Raw genomic sequence first — 16597 nt, forward strand, 5'->3', positions numbered from 1 at the left:
TCAGCCGATGTTGTTGCCCCACAGGGCCTTGTCGTCGACGTTCTCCTTGGTCACCAGCGGCGCGGGGAGCTGGTCCTCCAGGCCGTTGGGGATGCTGATGATCGTCGAGTCGTGGTCGGTGGGGCCGGCCTTGAAGGTCTTCCCCTCCGCGGCGGCCTTGGCGTAGTACAGCGCGTACTTGGCGTAGAGGTCGGCGGGCTGGGAGACGGTGGCGTCGATCTCGCCCTTGCGGATGGCGTCCAGCTCCTGCGGGATGCCGTCGTTGGAGACGATGCTGATGTGGCCCTTCTGCCCGGCCGGCTTGAGCAGGCCCTTCTGCTTGAGCAGGGCCAGCGTCGGCTGCAGGAAGACACCGCCCGCCTGCATGTAGATGCCGTTCAGGTCGGGGTGCTGGGCGAGCAGGCTCTGCAGCTTGGCGGAGGCGACGTCGCCCTTCCAGTCGGTGGGCAGCTCGAAGACCGTGATGCCGGGGAACTTCTCCTTCATGCACGCCGCGAACGCCTCGGAGCGGTCGCGGCCGTTGATGGAGTCCAGGGCGCCCTGGAACTCGGCGACCTTGCCCTTGCCGCCCAGTTGCTCGCCCAGGAACTCGCAGGCCTTGGTGCCGTACGCCTTGTTGTCGGCGCGGACGACCATGTAGACGTCGCCCTTGTCGGGGCGGGTGTCCACGCTGACCACGGGGATCTTCTTGCCGGCCAGGGTGTCGAGGGTGGAGGCGATGGCGCCGGTGTCCTGTGGCGCCATGACGACGGCCTTGGCCCCGGTGTTCTGGAAGACCTGGACGTTGGCGACGAGCTTGGTGATGTCGTTCTGCGAGTTGCTCCGCGGCAGCGCGTTCAGGCCGTCGTCCTCGATGCCCTTCTCGACGTACTGCGCGTAGGAGTTCCAGAAGTCGGAGTCCGAGCGCGGCAGGTCGATGCCGATGGCGGGCTTGTCGTCGCCGGAGCCGGCGGCGGTGCCGGTGCTGCCGCGGTTGCAAGCGGTGGCGAGCGCGGCCGTGACGAGAACGGCCGCGGCGATCGCGGCGGTGGAGCGCGTGCGGGCGGGCTTCATGCCGTGTTCTCCCTGTCCGGGTAAGCCGGGGCGATTCATCCGAGGTATCCCGGACGACAGGAAGGTAAGTCCGTCCCGCGACCCTGACAACCCCTTATACGGACACGATCGAATGGAGTTCGAGGGACGAGACATCCGAGGAATGGATTGCCAGCCCCGTCCCGGGGGCCTAGAGTCACCGTGGCGCGAGACCTCCGATGTCTTGGCCAGGCCGAGCGTGAAAGGCAGCCACTTGTCCGCAACCTCCGCCCGCATCACCGCGATCGACACCCACGACATCCGCTTCCCCACCTCACGGGAGCTCGACGGTTCGGACGCGATGAATCCGGACCCCGACTACTCCGCCGCGTACGTGGTACTGCGGACCGATGCCGACGACGGCCACGAAGGACACGGCTTCGTCTTCACCATCGGCCGGGGCAACGACGTCCAGGTCGCGGCGATCGAGGCACTCCGCCCCCATCTCGTCGGCCGGCCGGTCGAGGAGCTGTGCGCCGACCCCGGCTCCGTGGCCCGCGACCTGACCGGCGACAGCCAACTGCGCTGGCTGGGGCCCGAGAAGGGCGTGATGCACATGGCGATCGGAGCCGTCGTCAACGCCGTGTGGGACCTGGCCGCCAAGCGCCGGGGCCTTCCGTTGTGGCGGCTGCTGGCCGAGGCCGAGCCCGAATGGCTCGTCTCCCAGGTCGACTTCCGCTACATCGCCGACGCCCTCACCCCCGAGCGTGCGCTGGAACTGCTGCGCGCGGGCCGGAAGGGCGCCGCCGCGCGCACCGCCGAACTGCTGGAGCACGGCTACCCCGGCTACACCACCTCGCCCGGCTGGCTCGGCTACTCCGACGAGAAGCTGACCCGCCTCGCCGAGCAGGCCGTGGCCGACGGCTTCACCCAGATCAAGCTGAAGGTCGGCGCCGACCTGGGCGACGACGTACGGCGCATGCGCACGGCCCGCGCCGCCGTGGGCCCGGACGTGCGCATCGCGATCGACGCCAACCAGCGGTGGGGCGTCGCCGAGGCCGTGGCATGGGTCACCGCGCTGGGCGAGTTCGACCCGTACTGGATCGAGGAACCCACCTCCCCCGACGACGTCCTCGGCCACGCCGCGATCCGCAAGGCGGTCGCGCCGGTCCGGGTCGCCACCGGTGAGCACGTGCAGAACCGGATCGTGTTCAAGCAGCTGCTGCAGGCCGGCGCGATCGACGTGCTGCAGATCGACGCGGCGCGGGTCGGCGGGGTCAACGAGAACCTGGCCATCCTGCTGCTGGCCGCCGCCTTCGGCGTCCCGGTGTGCCCGCACGCCGGCGGCGTCGGACTGTGCGAGCTGGTGCAGCACCTGTCGATGTTCGACTTCGTGGCACTGTCCGGCACGACCGAGGACCGCTCCATCGAGTACGTGGACCACCTCCACGAGCACTTCACGACGCCGGTCGTCATGCGCCGCGGCCACTACACCGCTCCGGTGGCACCCGGCTTCTCCGCGCAGATGAGGCCGGAATCGATCGACGCGTACCGCTACCCCGACGGTACGTTCTGGGTGGCGGACCGGGCACGGCAGGAAGGTGGGACGGCATGAGCGAGGAGTTGCGCGACCTGGAGGGCCTCGGGGCCCTGGTGACGGGCGGCGCCTCCGGGATCGGACTGGCGACCGCACGGCTGCTGGCCGCGCGCGGCGCCCGCGTCGCCGTACTGGACCTGGCGCCGGACGGACTGCCGGTGCAGCTGACGGGCTTCAAGGCCGACGTCAGCGACGACGCCTCCACGCGCGCCGCCGTGGACGCCGCGGCGGAAGCCCTCGGCGGCCTCGACGTCCTCGTCAACAACGCGGGCATCGGGGCGGCGGGCACCGTCGAGGACAACCCCGACGAGCAGTGGCACCGGGTGCTCGACGTCAATGTGCTCGGGATGGTGCGCACCACCCGCGCCGCGCTCCCGCACCTGCGGCGCTCGGCCCGTCCCGCGATCGTCAACACCTGCTCCATCGCCGCCACCGCCGGGCTGCCGCAGCGCGCGCTGTACAGCGCCAGCAAGGGCGCCGTGCTCTCGCTGACCCTGGCGATGGCCGCCGACCACGTCCGCGAGGGCATCCGGGTCAACTGCGTCAACCCCGGCACCGCCGACACCCCGTGGGTGGCCCGGCTGCTGGACGCCGCAGACGACCCCGAGGCGGAACGCGCCGCCCTCGACGCCCGGCAGCCGATGGGCCGTCTGGTGACCGCCGACGAGGTCGCCGCCGCCATCGTCTACCTGGCGAGCCCCGCCGCGGCCTCCGTCACCGGCACCGCGCTCGCCGTGGACGGCGGCATGGCCGGGCTGCGGCTGCGCCCGGCCGGGAAGTGAGGGCCCGGACCGCGATGCGCACCACCACCCTGGGCCGCAGCGAAGTCGCCGTCACCGAGGTGGGCTTCGGCGCCGCCCCGATCGGCAACCTCTTCACCCCGGTCGCCGACGACGCCGCCCGCGCGGCCGTGGACGCCGCCTGGGACGCAGGCGTCCGCTACTTCGACACCGCGCCCCACTACGGGCTCGGCCTGTCCGAACGCCGGCTCGGCGCCGCCCTGCGCGACCGGCCGCGGTCCGAGTACACCGTCTCGACCAAGGTCGGGCGGCTGCTGGAGCCCGGCGGACCGGGCGGGGACGACCTGGCGAACGGCTTCGCCGTGCCCGCCGGGCTGCACCGGGTCTGGGACTTCAGCGCCGACGGCGTACGGCGCGGCATCGAGGCGAGTCTGGAGCGCCTCGGCCTGGACCGCGTCGACGTGGTGTACCTCCACGACCCCGACGACCACGCCGAGGAGGCCTTCGGCCAGGCGTACCCGGCGCTGGAGGAACTGCGCGCGCAGGGCGTGGTCGGCGCGATCGGCGCGGGCATGAACCAGACCGCCATGCTCGCCCGCTTCCTGCGGGACACCGACGTCGACGTGGTGCTGATGGCCGGCCGCTACACGCTGCTGGAGCAGGAGGGCCTGGCCGAGGTGCTGCCGCTGGCGGCGGCCCGCGGCGCGAGCGTGATCGTGGGCGGCGCCTTCAACTCGGGCCTGCTGATCGACCCGGGCGAGAACGCCACGTACGACTACGCCCCCGCGCCGGAGCCCGTGCTCGCCCGCGCCCGCCGCCTGCGGTCGGTGACCGGCCGGCACGGCGTGCCGCTGCGCGCGGCCGCGCTGCGCTTCCCCGCGGCCCATCCCGCCGTCGCGAGCACGCTGGTGGGGCTGCGCTCCGCCGACGAGGCGCGGGACACCGCGGCGATGCTGCGGCTGCCGCTCCCGGCCCCGATGTGGGCCGACCTGCGCGCCGAGGGCCTGCTCCGCGCGGACGTACCCGTACCGGACGAGGAGGTGTCATGAGGGTCGCCCTGCACACGAAGGTGCGAGCGGACCGGATCGCCGCGTACGAGGCGGCGCACCGCGAGGTGCCCGCCGAGCTGACCGCCGCCATCCGCGGCGCGGGCGTGCGCGAGTGGACGATCTGGCGCAGCGGCGGCGACCTGTTCCACCTGCTGGACGTCGACGACTACCCGGCGATGCTCGCCGCGCTGGAGCGGCTGCCCGTCAACATCGCCTGGCAGGCGCGGATGGCGGAGCTGCTGGAGGTCGCCCACGACTACTCCGCCGAGGGCGCCGGGGCGCCGCTGCCGGTGGTGTGGCAGCTGTGACCGCGGTGGAAGGCATCGTCGACGCGCACCACCACCTGTGGGACCTGTCGGTGCGCGACCAGGACTGGATCACCGGGGAGCAGCTGGCACCGCTGCGCCGCGACTTCTCCCTCGCCGACCTGGAGCCGGAGGCGAAAGCCGCCGGGGTCACCGCGACCGTCCTCGTCCAGACCGTCACGGTGGCCGCGGAGACCCCGGAGTTCCTGGCGCTGGCCGCGGGCAGCGACCTGGTCGCCGGGGTGGTCGGCTGGACCGACCTGACGGACCCCGCGGTCGCGGACCGGCTCGCGGCCCTGCGCGAACTGCCGGGCGGCGAGCACCTGGTGGGGATCCGCCACCAGGTGCAGGGCGAAGCCGACCCCGAGTGGCTGCTCCGTCCCGACGTGCTGCGCGGGCTGCGCGCGGTGGCAGACGCGGGGCTCGTCTACGACCTGGTGGTGCTCGCCCGCCAGCTCCCCGCGGCGACCCGCGCCGCCGGCCTCGTGCCCGAGCTGGTGTTCGTCCTCGACCACCTGGGCAAGCCGCCCATCTCCGAGGGCGGGACGCGGCCCTGGAGCGACGACCTGCGGTCGCTGGCCGCACGGCCCAACACCGTGTGCAAGCTGTCCGGCATGGTCACCGAGGCCGACTGGGACACCTGGAGCACGGCGGACCTCGCGCCCTACGCCGCCACCGTGCTCGACGCCTTCGGGCCCGGCCGCCTGATGTTCGGCTCCGACTGGCCGGTGTGCCGGCTCGCCGCCTCGTACGCCGAGGTGGTCGACGCCGCCCACGCCCTCACCGACGCGCTGGACGACGGCGAGCGGCAGGAGGTCTTCTCCGGAACGGCCCGGCGCGTCTACGGCCTCTGATCCCCCGCGCGGACCGGCCCCGGGCGGGGTGCGGGTGACTAGACTCCCACCCCTGGCAGCACGAGGGACGGGCGTGGGCGCGTGAGCGACGGCAGACCGGACACACCCCCGGCGAGCACGGCGGGGCGGCTCACCGTGCGCGACGTCCTCGACCTCGACCTCGTGACGCCCTGGGTGCCGGAGGTCGTGGCCGGTTCCGCCCATCTGCACCGCGCGGTGCGCTGGCTGCACGTGGCCGAGGCGCTGGACGTCGGGGTCATGCTCAGCGGCGGGGAGATGGTGCTGACCACCGGGCTGCTGCTGGCGGGCGACGAGCGGGCGCAGCGCGAGTACGTCGAGTCGATGCAGCGCGCCGACGTCGCGGCGGTCGTCCTGGGCCTCGGCCGGGCGTTCCGCACCACGCCCGAGCCGATGCGGCGGGCCGCCGAGCGCTGCGGGGTGCCGCTGATCGTGCTGCACCGGCCGGCACCGTTCGCGCGGCTCACCGAGGAGGTGCACGCGCGGCTGGTGCACGGCCGGTTCGCCGCGCTCGACCTCTCCGACCGGGTCCGCTCCTCGCTGACCGCGCTCAACCTCTCCGGCGCCAGCCTCCAGCAGGTCCTGGACGAGATAGCGGCGCACAGCGGCTGCCCGGCCGTCGTCGTCAACCTCGCGCAGCGCGTGCTGGCCTCGGCCGGGGACAAGGGCTCGCTCAACGACCTGCTGCGCGACTGGGAGCGGGTCTCCGGCCAGGTGGCCGAACTGGCCGGCAGCGGCGCGGTGACGGTCGGCCCGGACGGCTGGGTCGTCGCCCCGCTGGAGGCGCGGGGCCGGCAGTGGGGGCGCCTGGTGCTCTTCGGCTACCACGGCCCGGAGGAGTTCGGCCGGGTGCTGGGCGCCCGTGCCTCCGAGGCGCTCGCCATGCACCGCCTCCTCGGTGACCAGGACCGGGGCTGGGAGGACCAGGCCGCCGAGTCGCTGCTGCACGACCTGGCGACGGGCACGGCCCGCCCCGAGCAGCTGGTCACCCGGGTGCGCGCCGCGGGGCTCCCGGTCAACCGGCGCACCTTCGTGCCCGTCGTCGTCCGCCCGCTCGGCGCGGTGCCGGAGGGCCGGGACGACATGCCGGAGCTGATCGAGCACGTGCTGGCCGAACACCCCGGCGTCGCCGGGCTGGTGGCGCGGATCGGCTCGGCCGGCACGGCGGTCCTGCTGAGCATCCCGTACGGTCAGGACACCGACGCCGCCGTGCACAAGGTGGCGGTGCGGGTGCACGAGGAGCTCGCCGGGCGGCATCGTACCGCGGTGGCCGGCGCGGGTTTCGGCTGCCGGGAGCTGGACGAGGTCCGCCGTTCCTTCGTCGAGGCGGTGCACGTGGCGGACGCGGCGGTCGCCGGCCCGCCGGACGCGCCGGTGGCCCGGCTGCGCGACGTGCGGTTGCGCGGCCTGGTGCGCCTGCTGCGCGACGAGCCGGAGCTGCAGGCCTTCATCGGGCGCGAGCTGGGGCCCCTGCTGGGGAACCCGGCGCTGCTGGAGGTGCTGCGCACCTATCTGGCCACGGGCCGCAACAAGTCGGCGGCCGCCCAGGTGCACCACGTCAGCCGGCCCGCCCTGTACCGGCGGTTGCAGAGCATCGAGTCGCTGCTCGGCATCGACCTGGACGACTGGGAGCAGCTCACCTCGCTGTACGTGGCGCTGCTCGCGCACGAGGCGCAGCGCGCCGCGGGGCCCGGGTCCGGCCGCTGAGCACGCCGGGCCCGGGCTCCTGTACGAACCGGCGGGGTCAGCTCCTGCGGTCGGGCGCGAGACGGCTGAGCAGGAGGTAGACGAGGAGGGAGGCGGCGAGGCCGACGGCCCACCCGTAGTCCGCGAGCGGCTTCAGGAAGGGGATCATCCCGTCGACGGGGAACGGCCCCTGCTTGACGCCCTTGGCGTCGAGCCCGGAGTGCGAGCCGCCGATGGCCAGGACACCGCCGACCGCGAACGCCGCCAGCGCCCGCCAGTTCCACCCGCCGTCGTACCAGTAGCGGCCCTCCGTCCGGTACAGGTCGGCCAGTTCCAGCCGGGTGCGGCGCAGGATCCAGTAGTCGGCGATGAGGATGCCGGCCACCGTGCCGAGCAGACCGCCGACGGTGCCGAGCCAGGTGAAGATGTACGCCTGCGGGCTGGCCAGCAGCTTCCAGGGGAAGATGACGACGCCCACGACCGCGGTGATCAGCGCACCGGTGCGGAAGCTGATCCTGCGCGGCGCGATGTTGGACAGGTCGAAGGCGGGCGAGACCACGTTGGCCGCGATGTTCACCGACAGGGTGGCCACCAGGACCGTGATCAACGCGAAGAGCACCGCGGCCCAGTTGTCGAGCTTGGCGGCCAGCGCCACCGGGTCCCAGATCGGCTCGCCGTACACCGCCTGCGAGCCGGAGGTCACCAGCACCGACAGCAGCGCGAACAGCGTCATCGTGGTGGGCAGTCCGAGGGACTGGCCCCACAGCTGGGCGCGCTGGCCGGCGGCGTAGCGGGTGAAGTCGGGGATGTTGAGGGAGAGGGTCGACCAGAAGCCGATCATGCCCATGAGGGCGGGGAAGAAGACCTTCCAGAAGTCACCGCCCCAGCCGAGGGCGGAGGGCTGGTCGAGCAGCGGGCCGAAGCCGCCGGCCTTCACGCTCATCCAGATCAGCAGCGCGATCGCGCCGACGATGACGAAGGGGGCCGCCCAGTTCTCGAAGCGCCGCACCATGTCCATGCCGCGCACGATGATCGCGACCTGGATGATCCAGAAGACGACGAAGGAGAGCCACTGCGTCCACGGGTAGCCGCCGATCGTCCCGGCGGTCGCCCAGGAGTCGCCGAAGAGCTTCCCCGCGAGCAGGAAGATGCCGGAGCCGCCGATCCAGGTCTGGATGCCGAACCACACGCAGGCGACCGCCGCCCGGACCAGGGCGGGCAGGTTGGCCCCGCGCACCCCGAACGACGCGCGGGCGAAGACCGGGAACGGGATGCCGTACTTGGGACCGGCGTGGCCGGTGAGCAGCATCGGCACGAGCACGATGAGGTTGGCGAGGGCGATGGTGAGCACCGCCTGCTTCCAGTCCATGCCGAGGGCGACCAGGCCCGAGGCGAGGGTCCAGGAGGCGACGTTGTGCGCCATCCCGATCCACAGCGCGGTGAAGTTGTACGTGGTCCACTTCCGCTTGGCGAGCGGAACGGGGAGCAGGTCCTCGTTGGCGTAGGGGCCGGACGGGACGGCGTCGGGCGAGAGCTCGACGCGGCCGTCGGCCCCGGCTCTTCCGGCGGGGGGTGGAGCGGTGGCTGTCATGGCAGCCCCCTTCGTTCGAGGCGGGGAACGGGGATCGAACGTGCCGTGCGGGGGGATGGCGGGCCCGGGATCAGCCGCGGAGCGCGGGGATGACGGTGGAGCCGTAGACGTCGATGGTGGACTCCTTGGCGTCCTGCATGTCGTACAGGGCGAACTGGTCGACACCGAGGGCCTTCAGGGCGCGCAGCTTCTCGATGTGCTGCTCGGCGGTGCCGATGAGGCAGAAGCGGTCGACGATCTCGTCGGGGACGAACGCGGTGTCGGGGTTGCCGGTGCGGCCGTGGTGCGAGTAGTCGTACCCCTCACGGGCCTTGATGTAATCCGTGAGCTCCTGGGGGACCGCGCTCGACACCTCGCCGTACCTGGTCACCAGGTCGGCGACGTGGTTGCCGACCATGCCGCCGAACCAGCGGCACTGCTCGCGGGCGTGGGCCAGCGCCTGCGGGGAGTCGTCCTCGGTGACGTACGCGGGGGCCGCCACGCAGACCTTGACCTGCGAGGGGTCCCGGCCGGCGGCGGCCGCGGCGTCCCTGACCGACTTGACCATCCACTCGGTCAGGTAGACGTCGGCGAGCTGCAGGATGAACCCGTCCGCCTTCGCCCCGGTGATCGCCAGCGCCTTCGGCCCGTACGCCGCCATCCACACCGGCAGTCGCGCACCGGGGCGCACCCACGGGAACTTCACCACCGTCCCGCCGCCGAGGTCGGCCTCGCGGCCCTCGGCGAGCTCGCGGATGACATGCATCGCCTCCTCGATGCGGGCGAGGGTGTTGGGCTTGCGGCCCGCCACACGCATCGCCGAGTCGCCCCGGCCGATGCCGCAGATCGTCCGGTTGCCGAACATCTCGTTCAGCGTGGCGAAGGTGGACGCGGTCACCTCCCAGGTACGGGTGCCCGGATTGGTGACCATCGGGCCGACGACCATCCGCTCCGTACGGGCCAGGATCTGGCTGTAGATGACGAACGGCTCCTGCCACAGCACCGTGGAGTCGAAGGTCCAGCCGTGGGTGAAGCCGTTGCGCTCGGCGCGCCGCATCAGCTCCACGACCCCCGACGCGGGCGGGTCCGTCTGCAGGACGAGACCAAAATCCATAGCTCTGCTCCCTGGGGTGGCTAGACGAGGTACTGGCAGGTCTCGCGGGTCTGGTAGCGGCCGTGGCCGGCCCGGCCCAGGTAGCGGTCCTGGTCGACGACGACGGTGCCGCGCGACATCACGGTGCGGGCCTTGCCGCGTACGTGCTTGCCCTCGTAGGCCGAGTAGTCGACGTTCATGTGGTGGGTCTGCGCGGACATCACCTGCTCCGCGCCCGGGTCGTAGATGACGATGTCGGCGTCCGCACCCGGCGCGATGGTGCCCTTGCGCGGGTACAGCCCGAACATCCGCGCCGGGGTCGCGCAGGCGATCTCGATCCACCGGCGCCGGCTGATGTGCCCGTCCACCACCGCCTGATGGAGCAGGTCCATCCGGTTCTCCACCCCCGGCAGACCGTTGGGGATCTTCGAGAAGTCACCCCGGCCCAGCTCCTTCTGCCCCACGAAGCAGAACGGGCAGTGGTCCGTGGACACCACCTGCAGGTCGTTGGTCCGCAGACCCTTCCACAGCTCCGCCTGGTGCTCCCTGGGGCGCAACGGCGTCGAGCAGACGTACTTGGCGCCCTCGAAGTCCGGCTCCGCCAGGTTGTCCGTGGACAGGAACAGGTACTGCGGGCACGTCTCGGCGAAGACGTTGAGCCCGCGGTCGCGCGCCGTCGCCAGCTCCGCGACCGCCTGCTGGGCCGAGACGTGGACGACGTAGAGCGGCGCACCGGCCACCTCGGCCAGCCGGATGGCGCGGTGGGTCGCCTCGGCCTCCAGCAACTCCCGCCGGACCTCGCCGTGGTAACGGGGGTCGGTCTTGCCCGCGGCCAGCGCCTGCTCGACCAGCACGTCGATGGCGATGCCGTTCTCCGCGTGCATCATGACCAGGCCGCCGTTGGCGGCGCCACGCTGCATGGCCCGCAGGATCTTGCCGTCGTCGCTGTAGAAGACGCCGGGGTAGGCCATGAACAGCTTGAAGGAGGTGACCCCTTCGTCGACGAGGAGGTCCATCTCCTTGAGGCTGTTCTCGTTGACGTCCGACACGATCATGTGGAACGCGTAGTCGACGGCGCAGTTGCCCTCGGCCTTGGCGTGCCAGGCGTCGAGTCCGGCACGCAGCGACTCGCCCACCGACTGGACGGCGAAGTCCACGATCGTCGTCGTACCGCCCCAGGCGGCGGCCCGGGTGCCGGTCTCGAAGGTGTCCGAGGCGAAGGTGCCGCCGAAGGGCAGCTCCATGTGGGTGTGCGCGTCGACACCGCCCGGGATGACGTACGTCCCGGTCGCGTCGATCACGGTGTCGGCCGTCCAGCCCTCGGCGACCGTGCTGCCGGTGGTGGCGAGGGCGACGATCCTCTCGTCCTCGACGAGGACGTCGGCGTGGACCTCCTCTGCGGCGGTGATGACCAGTCCGCCGCGGATCAGGGTTCGGCTCACCGGTTCCCTCCCTCCCCTCAGGCCTCGGTCAGCGGGCCGTAGGCGTCGGGGCGGCGGTCCCGGTAGAAGGCCCACTGCTGACGGACCTCCTCGATCTTCCCGAAGTCCAGGTCGCGCACGACGAGTTCCTCCTCCTTGTCGGAGGCGACGTCGCCCACGAACTGACCGCGCGGGTCGACGAAGTAGGACGTGCCGTAGAAGTCGTTGTCGCCGTACTCCTCCTGGCCGACCCGGTTGATGGCGGCGACGAAGTACTCGTTGGCGACGGCCGCGGCCGGCTGCTCCAGCTGCCACAGGTAGGCGGACAGCCCGCGCGAGGTGGCGGAGGGGTTGTAGACCAGTTCGGCACCGGCGAGGCCGAGTGCCCGCCAGCCCTCGGGGAAGTGGCGGTCGTAGCAGATGTAGACGCCGACCTTGCCGACGGCCGTGTCGAAGACCGGCCAGCCCAGGTTCCCGGGCTTGAAGTAGTACTTCTCCCAGAAGCCCTTGACCTGCGGGATGTGGTGCTTGCGGTACTTGCCGAGGTAGCTGCCGTCGGCGTCGATCACGGCGGCGGTGTTGTAGTAGAAGCCCGCCTGCTCGACCTCGTAGACCGGCACCACCATCACCATGCGGAGCTCCTTGGCGAGCGCCTGCATCCGCACGATCGTAGGGCCGTCCGGCACCGGTTCCGCCCACCGGTAGTGCTCGGGCTCCTGCACCTGGCAGAAGTACGGGGCGTTGAACACCTCCTGGAAGCCGATGACCTGCGCCCCCTGCGCGGCCGCCTCGCGGGCGTACCGCTCGTGGAGGTCGGTCATCGATTCCTTGTCGCCGGTCCACTTCGTCTGGACGAGCGCGGCGCGCACTACTCGACTCATCGGTCTTCCCTCCGACGTCGCGGCAATGAGCGGGCCGCGAAGGTGAACTCCGGGCCGCTTGACGGCTGACACTAGGAGCCCTGGGGTGCGGGGTGCAGTACCACGCTGTAACGCGCTGGGGCCCCCGGCGTTCCGCCGCGTCACCTGCGCGGACACGGCCCACGGCGGTGTCAGGTCCGTTCGCGCGGCAGGTGAAATCGGTGTTTCGTCCCGGGCCCCGGCGTTACCGGCGGGTGTCCCGGACTCACCGACAAGAAATATAGGCTGGACAAAAAAACTTTTCGGTGAGACGGTGGGGCCATGTTGGACGTGAGCGTGATCGAGGACTCGGCGGCCGCCGCCGCCACGCTGGACCCCGTACGGGCCCGCCTCCTCGCCGAGCTGGCGGAGGGGCCCGCGTCGGCGGCCATGCTCGCCGCCCGGGTCGGGCTGCCGCGGCAGAAGGTGAACTACCACCTGCGGACGCTGGAGGCGCACGGCCTGGTCGAGCTGGCCGGCGAACGCCGGAAGGGCAACGTCACCGAACGGCTGATGCGGGCCACCGCGGCCTCGTACGTGATCTCCCCGCTCGCGCTCGCCGCCGTCCAGCCGGACCCCGGGCGCTTCCGCGACCAGCTGTCCGCGCGCTGGCTGCTGGCCGTCGCCGCCCGGCTCGTCCGCGACGTCGGCACCCTGATCACCGGCGCGGCCAGGGCCCGCAAGCGGCTCGCGACGTACGCCCTCGACGGGGAGGTGCGCTTCGCCTCCGCCGCCGACCGGGCCGCGTTCGTGGAGGAGCTGACCCGCGGGGTGAGCGCGCTGATCGCCAAGTACCACGACGCGGACGGCGAGGGCGGTCGCGAGCACCGCATCGTGGTCGCGCTCCACCCCACCGTCAAGGAACCCGGCCCCACGTCCGGGCCGCCCGGGGAGGCTGCATCGGCCGTCGGGCGGGCCACGCCGGCCGCCGTCGAGGAGTCCCCGTGAGCGGCCCGTGACCCGTCCCGGGCCGGCACCGCACCGCACCGCCGAGCACCACCCCCGCCACCACCCCACCACCCACCACGTCGTCCGGGCGTCCGGGCCCGTCCCCCGAGGAGCGAGCAGCACCATGTCCAAGGAATTCGAGATCGTCCGCGAGTTCGAGACCGAGGCGAGCGCGGAGGAGGTCTGGGAGGCCGTCACCACCGGCTCCGCCGGCTGGCTGTGGCCCCAGGAGTTCGAGCCGCGCAAGGGCGGCGCCGCGCCCTTCGGCGGCACCCTCACCGCCTGGGACCCGCCGCACCACCTGATCGCCCGGGTGGAGAGCCCGGAGGGCGTCGACAACCAGTTCTTCAACCAGCTCGAGCACCTCATCGAGGAGCGCGAGGGCGGCGGTGCCTGGGTGCGCTACGTGCACAGCGGCGTCTTCGTCGACGACTGGGACAACCAGTACGACGGCGCGAGCAAGCACACCGACTTCTACCTGCACACCCTGCGCCAGTACCTGACCCACTTCACCGGGCGGCCGGCCGCCTTCGCCACCGTGAACGGCCCCGCCGCGTCCACCGCGCCCGACGCCCTCGAGGTCGTCAGCCGCGCCCTCGGGGTGCCGGACGACGCGGCCGAGGGCGCCGTGGTGCGTGTCGAACTGCCCGGCGCCGGGCCGGTGGAGGCCGTGGTCGACTACCGCAACCGGTACTTCGTCGGCCTGCGGACCGGTGACGCGATGTACCGGGTCTTCGGCCGCAACCACTTCGGCGCCCCGGTCGGCGTGAGCGTGCACGACTTCACCCCCGGCGCCGACGGCGAGCGGGCCGGGGAGCGCTGGCAGGCGTGGCTGGACGGCGTCTTCGCGTAACCGCGCGCCCCGCCGCGCCCCGTGCACGGGACCGCCCCGGCTGGATCACCAGCCGGGGCGGTTCGCGTCGTGCTGCCGGTCGCGTCAGGCGAGCGTCGCCAGCGCCTCGTTGAAGGTCGCGGACGGGCGCATGACGGCCGCGGCCTTGGCCGGGTCGGGCTGGTAGTAGCCGCCGATCTCGGCCGGGGAGCCCTGCACGGCGATCAGCTCGTCGACGATCACCTGCTCCTTCTCGGTCAGCGTCTGGGCGAGCGGGCCGAAGGCCTTGGCCAGCTCGGCGTCGTCCGACTGCCCGGCCAGCTCCTGGGCCCAGTACATCGCCAGGTAGAAGTGGCTGCCGCGGTTGTCGATCCCGCCGAGCCGGCGGCTGGGCGACTTGTCCTCGTTGAGGAAGGTGCCCGTGGCGCGGTCGAGGGTGTCGGCCAGGACCTGGGCGCGGGCGTTGCCCGTGGTGGTCGCCAGGTGCTCGAAGCTGACCGCGAGCGCGAGGAACTCGCCGAGGCTGTCCCAGCGCAGGTAGTTCTCCTTGACCAGCTGCTGGACGTGCTTGGGCGCGGAGCCGCCGGCGCCGGTCTCGAAGAGGCCGCCGCCGTTCATCAGCGGCACGACCGACAGCATCTTGGCGCTGGTGCCCAGCTCCAGGATCGGGAAGAGGTCGGTCAGGTAGTCGCGCAGCACATTGCCGGTGACGGAGATGGTGTCCTCACCGCGACGGATGCGGTCGAGGGAGAACTTGATCGCCTCGACCGGGGACTTGATCTCGATCTGCAGGCCCTCGGTGTCGTGCTCCGTCAGGTACTGCTTCACCTTGGCGATGAGGTTCGCGTCGTGGGCGCGCTCCTCGTCCAGCCAGAACACCGCCGGGTCGCCGGTCGCGCGGGCGCGGGTGACCGCGAGCTTGACCCAGTCCTTGATCGGCGCGTCCTTGGTCTGGCAGGCGCGGAAGATGTCGCCTGCGGAGACGGCCTGCTCCAGCACGACGTTCCCGGCCTGGTCGACCAGGCGGACGGTGCCGGTGTGCTGGATCTCGAAGGTCTTGTCGTGGCTGCCGTACTCCTCGGCCTTCTGCGCCATGAGGCCGACGTTGGGCACCGAGCCCATCGTGGCCGGGTCGAAGGCGCCGTTCGCGCGGCAGTCGTCGATGACGGCCTGGTAGATGCCGGCGTAGCTGCTGTCCGGGAGCACCGCGAGGGTGTCGGCCTCCTGGCCGTCCGGGCCCCACATGTGGCCGGAGGTGCGGATCATGGCCGGCATGGAGGCGTCGACGATGACGTCGCTCGGGACGTGCAGGTTGGTGATGCCGCGGTCGGAGTCGACCATGGCCAGGGCCGGGCCCTCGGCCAGCTCCGCCTCGAAGGAGGCCTTGATCGCCGCGCCGTCGGCCAGGGACTCGACGCCCTTGAGGATGCCGCCGAGGCCGTCGTTCGGGGTGAGGCCGGCCGCCGCGAAGGTCTCGCCGTACTGGGCGAAGGTCTTGGGGAAGAAGGCGCGGACCACGTGGCCGAAGACGATCGGGTCGGAGACCTTCATCATCGTGGCCTTCAGGTGCACCGAGAACAGCACGTCCTCGGCCTTGGCGCGCGCGACCTGCTCGCCGAGGAACTCGCGCAGCACGGCGACGCGCATGACGGAGGCGTCGACGACCTCGCCCGCGAGCACCGGCACCGACTCGCGCAGCACGGTGGTCGTGCCGTCGTCGCCGACCAGCTCGATGCGCAGCGCGCCGTCCTCGGCGATGACGGCGGACTTCTCCGTGGAACGGAAGTCGTCGGCGGTCATGTGCGCGACGTTCGTCTTCGAGTCGGCCGACCACGCGCCCATGCGGTGCGGGTGCGCCTTGGCGTAGTTCTTGACCGACGCGGGGGCACGGCGGTCGGAGTTGCCCTCGCGCAGGACGGGGTTGACGGCGCTGCCCTTGATCTTGTCGTAGCGGGCGCGCACGTCCTTGTCCTCGTCGGACCTCGGGTCGTCCGGGTAGTCCGGCAGCGCGTAGCCCTGCGCCTGCAGCTCGGCGACCGCGGCCTTCAGCTGCGGGATCGAGGCCGAGACGTTCGGCAGCTTGATGATGTTCGCGGCCGGGGTCTTGGCGAGCTCGCCGAGCTCGGCGAGGGCGTCGGCGATGCGCTGGCCCTCCTCCAGGTACTCGGGGAAGCTCGCGATGATGCGCCCGGCCAGGGAGATGTCACGGGTCTCCACGGCGACTCCGGCCGTGGAGGCGTACGCCTGGATCACGGGCAGGAACGAGTACGTCGCCAGCGCCGGCGCCTCGTCGGTGTGCGTATAGATGATGGTCGAGTCAGTCACCGGGTGCTCCGCTCCACGTCTGCAACATTGCTCGACATCAAGATATCTCGTGAGCGGCCGCCACTCGAATGGACCCTCCCGGCGCCCGGGCACCACCCCACGGTCCCGCCCCGGCGGCGCCGGGCACCCCGGACGGGAGGCTCATGGTGCCCGCCCGCATACCCGGCGGCACAACTGTGGTGTTCCACCACATGGGAGCGTGACGTGGCCGTTTCTACGGTGTGGCGACATCGGAAACGTCCCCGTCCC

At 72.1% G+C, this 16597-nt stretch carries 14 protein-coding genes; 8 read left to right on the forward strand and 6 right to left on the reverse strand.

Annotated elements, in window-relative coordinates; genetic code table 11:
- Nucleotides 1-1053, reverse strand: coding sequence for a sugar ABC transporter substrate-binding protein (locus tag AC1VWI_RS10260; RefSeq protein WP_499510657.1), 1053 nt, complete (start codon nt 1051-1053; stop codon nt 1-3).
- A gap of 232 nt (nt 1054-1285) precedes the next feature.
- Between AC1VWI_RS10260 and AC1VWI_RS10265 the strand changes: the two genes are divergently transcribed.
- From AC1VWI_RS10265 to AC1VWI_RS10290, 6 genes are all read left to right on the forward strand, one after another.
- A complete protein-coding gene (locus AC1VWI_RS10265; protein ID WP_499510658.1) occupies nt 1286-2626 on the forward strand; it encodes an enolase C-terminal domain-like protein in 1341 nt (446 codons plus the stop codon).
- Nucleotides 2623-3390 (forward strand): SDR family NAD(P)-dependent oxidoreductase, encoded by a 768-nt coding sequence (locus AC1VWI_RS10270; protein WP_499510659.1) that lies wholly within the window; start codon nt 2623-2625, stop codon nt 3388-3390. Before AC1VWI_RS10265 ends, AC1VWI_RS10270 begins: the two co-directional genes overlap by 4 nt.
- 14 nt (nt 3391-3404) lie before the next feature.
- On the forward strand, nt 3405-4397 hold the full coding sequence (locus AC1VWI_RS10275) for an aldo/keto reductase (protein ID WP_499510660.1): 993 nt from the start codon (nt 3405-3407) through the stop codon (nt 4395-4397).
- Nucleotides 4394-4705 carry an L-rhamnose mutarotase gene (locus tag AC1VWI_RS10280; protein ID WP_499510661.1) on the forward strand — a complete coding sequence of 104 codons (312 nt, stop codon included), beginning with the start codon at nt 4394-4396 and terminating at the stop codon, nt 4703-4705. The genes AC1VWI_RS10275 and AC1VWI_RS10280 overlap by 4 nt, the downstream gene beginning before the upstream one ends.
- Nucleotides 4702-5556: an amidohydrolase family protein gene (locus AC1VWI_RS10285; RefSeq protein ID WP_499510662.1), complete on the forward strand. Its 855-nt coding sequence runs from the start codon at nt 4702-4704 to the stop codon at nt 5554-5556. The genes AC1VWI_RS10280 and AC1VWI_RS10285 overlap by 4 nt, the downstream gene beginning before the upstream one ends.
- An 81-nt stretch (nt 5557-5637) precedes the next feature.
- Nucleotides 5638-7281, forward strand: coding sequence for a PucR family transcriptional regulator (locus tag AC1VWI_RS10290; protein WP_499510663.1), 1644 nt, complete (start codon nt 5638-5640; stop codon nt 7279-7281).
- Nucleotides 7282-7318: 37 nt separating this feature from the next.
- Here the strand turns inward: AC1VWI_RS10290 and AC1VWI_RS10295 are convergent, their stop codons facing one another.
- From AC1VWI_RS10295 to AC1VWI_RS10310, 4 genes are all read right to left on the reverse strand, one after another.
- A complete protein-coding gene (locus AC1VWI_RS10295; RefSeq protein WP_499510664.1) occupies nt 7319-8851 on the reverse strand; it encodes an NCS1 family nucleobase:cation symporter-1 in 1533 nt (510 codons plus the stop codon).
- 70 nt (nt 8852-8921) lie between these two features.
- The gene (locus AC1VWI_RS10300) at nt 8922-9944 is read right to left on the reverse strand and encodes a TIGR03842 family LLM class F420-dependent oxidoreductase (RefSeq protein WP_499510665.1); all 1023 of its coding nucleotides are present in this window, start codon (nt 9942-9944) and stop codon (nt 8922-8924) included.
- Nucleotides 9945-9964: 20 nt separating this feature from the next.
- Nucleotides 9965-11365 carry a dihydropyrimidinase gene (hydA, locus tag AC1VWI_RS10305; protein ID WP_499510666.1) on the reverse strand — a complete coding sequence of 467 codons (1401 nt, stop codon included), beginning with the start codon at nt 11363-11365 and terminating at the stop codon, nt 9965-9967.
- Nucleotides 11366-11382: 17 nt separating this feature from the next.
- Nucleotides 11383-12225 carry a nitrilase-related carbon-nitrogen hydrolase gene (locus tag AC1VWI_RS10310; RefSeq protein ID WP_499510667.1) on the reverse strand — a complete coding sequence of 281 codons (843 nt, stop codon included), beginning with the start codon at nt 12223-12225 and terminating at the stop codon, nt 11383-11385.
- A gap of 300 nt (nt 12226-12525) precedes the next feature.
- Between AC1VWI_RS10310 and AC1VWI_RS10315 the strand changes: the two genes are divergently transcribed.
- Together AC1VWI_RS10315 and AC1VWI_RS10320 are read left to right on the forward strand one after the other, a co-directional pair.
- A complete protein-coding gene (locus AC1VWI_RS10315; RefSeq protein ID WP_499510668.1) occupies nt 12526-13191 on the forward strand; it encodes an ArsR/SmtB family transcription factor in 666 nt (221 codons plus the stop codon).
- A gap of 124 nt (nt 13192-13315) precedes the next feature.
- The gene (locus AC1VWI_RS10320; RefSeq protein WP_499510669.1) at nt 13316-14044 is read left to right on the forward strand and encodes an SRPBCC family protein; all 729 of its coding nucleotides are present in this window, start codon (nt 13316-13318) and stop codon (nt 14042-14044) included.
- A gap of 84 nt (nt 14045-14128) precedes the next feature.
- Here AC1VWI_RS10320 and AC1VWI_RS10325 read toward each other — a convergent pair whose 3' ends face one another.
- Nucleotides 14129-16348 (reverse strand): NADP-dependent isocitrate dehydrogenase, encoded by a 2220-nt coding sequence (locus AC1VWI_RS10325; RefSeq protein ID WP_499510670.1) that lies wholly within the window; start codon nt 16346-16348, stop codon nt 14129-14131.
- Nucleotides 16349-16597 lie beyond the last annotated feature (249 nt).

The organism is Streptomyces sp. TOM-9 (genome assembly GCF_056858595.1).

Coding starts and splice junctions, on each gene's coding strand:
- AC1VWI_RS10275 (WP_499510660.1), top strand. CDS start 3,405: ATGCGCACCACCACCCTGGGCCGCAGCGAAGTCGCCGTCACCGAGGTG.
- AC1VWI_RS10315 (WP_499510668.1), top strand. CDS start 12,526: ATGTTGGACGTGAGCGTGATCGAGGACTCGGCGGCCGCCGCCGCCACG.
- AC1VWI_RS10320 (WP_499510669.1), top strand. CDS start 13,316: ATGTCCAAGGAATTCGAGATCGTCCGCGAGTTCGAGACCGAGGCGAGC.
- AC1VWI_RS10295 (WP_499510664.1), bottom strand. CDS start 8,851: ATGACAGCCACCGCTCCACCCCCCGCCGGAAGAGCCGGGGCCGACGGC.
- AC1VWI_RS10260 (WP_499510657.1), bottom strand. CDS start 1,053: ATGAAGCCCGCCCGCACGCGCTCCACCGCCGCGATCGCCGCGGCCGTT.
- AC1VWI_RS10310 (WP_499510667.1), bottom strand. CDS start 12,225: ATGAGTCGAGTAGTGCGCGCCGCGCTCGTCCAGACGAAGTGGACCGGC.
- AC1VWI_RS10280 (WP_499510661.1), top strand. CDS start 4,394: ATGAGGGTCGCCCTGCACACGAAGGTGCGAGCGGACCGGATCGCCGCG.
- AC1VWI_RS10270 (WP_499510659.1), top strand. CDS start 2,623: ATGAGCGAGGAGTTGCGCGACCTGGAGGGCCTCGGGGCCCTGGTGACG.
- AC1VWI_RS10300 (WP_499510665.1), bottom strand. CDS start 9,944: ATGGATTTTGGTCTCGTCCTGCAGACGGACCCGCCCGCGTCGGGGGTC.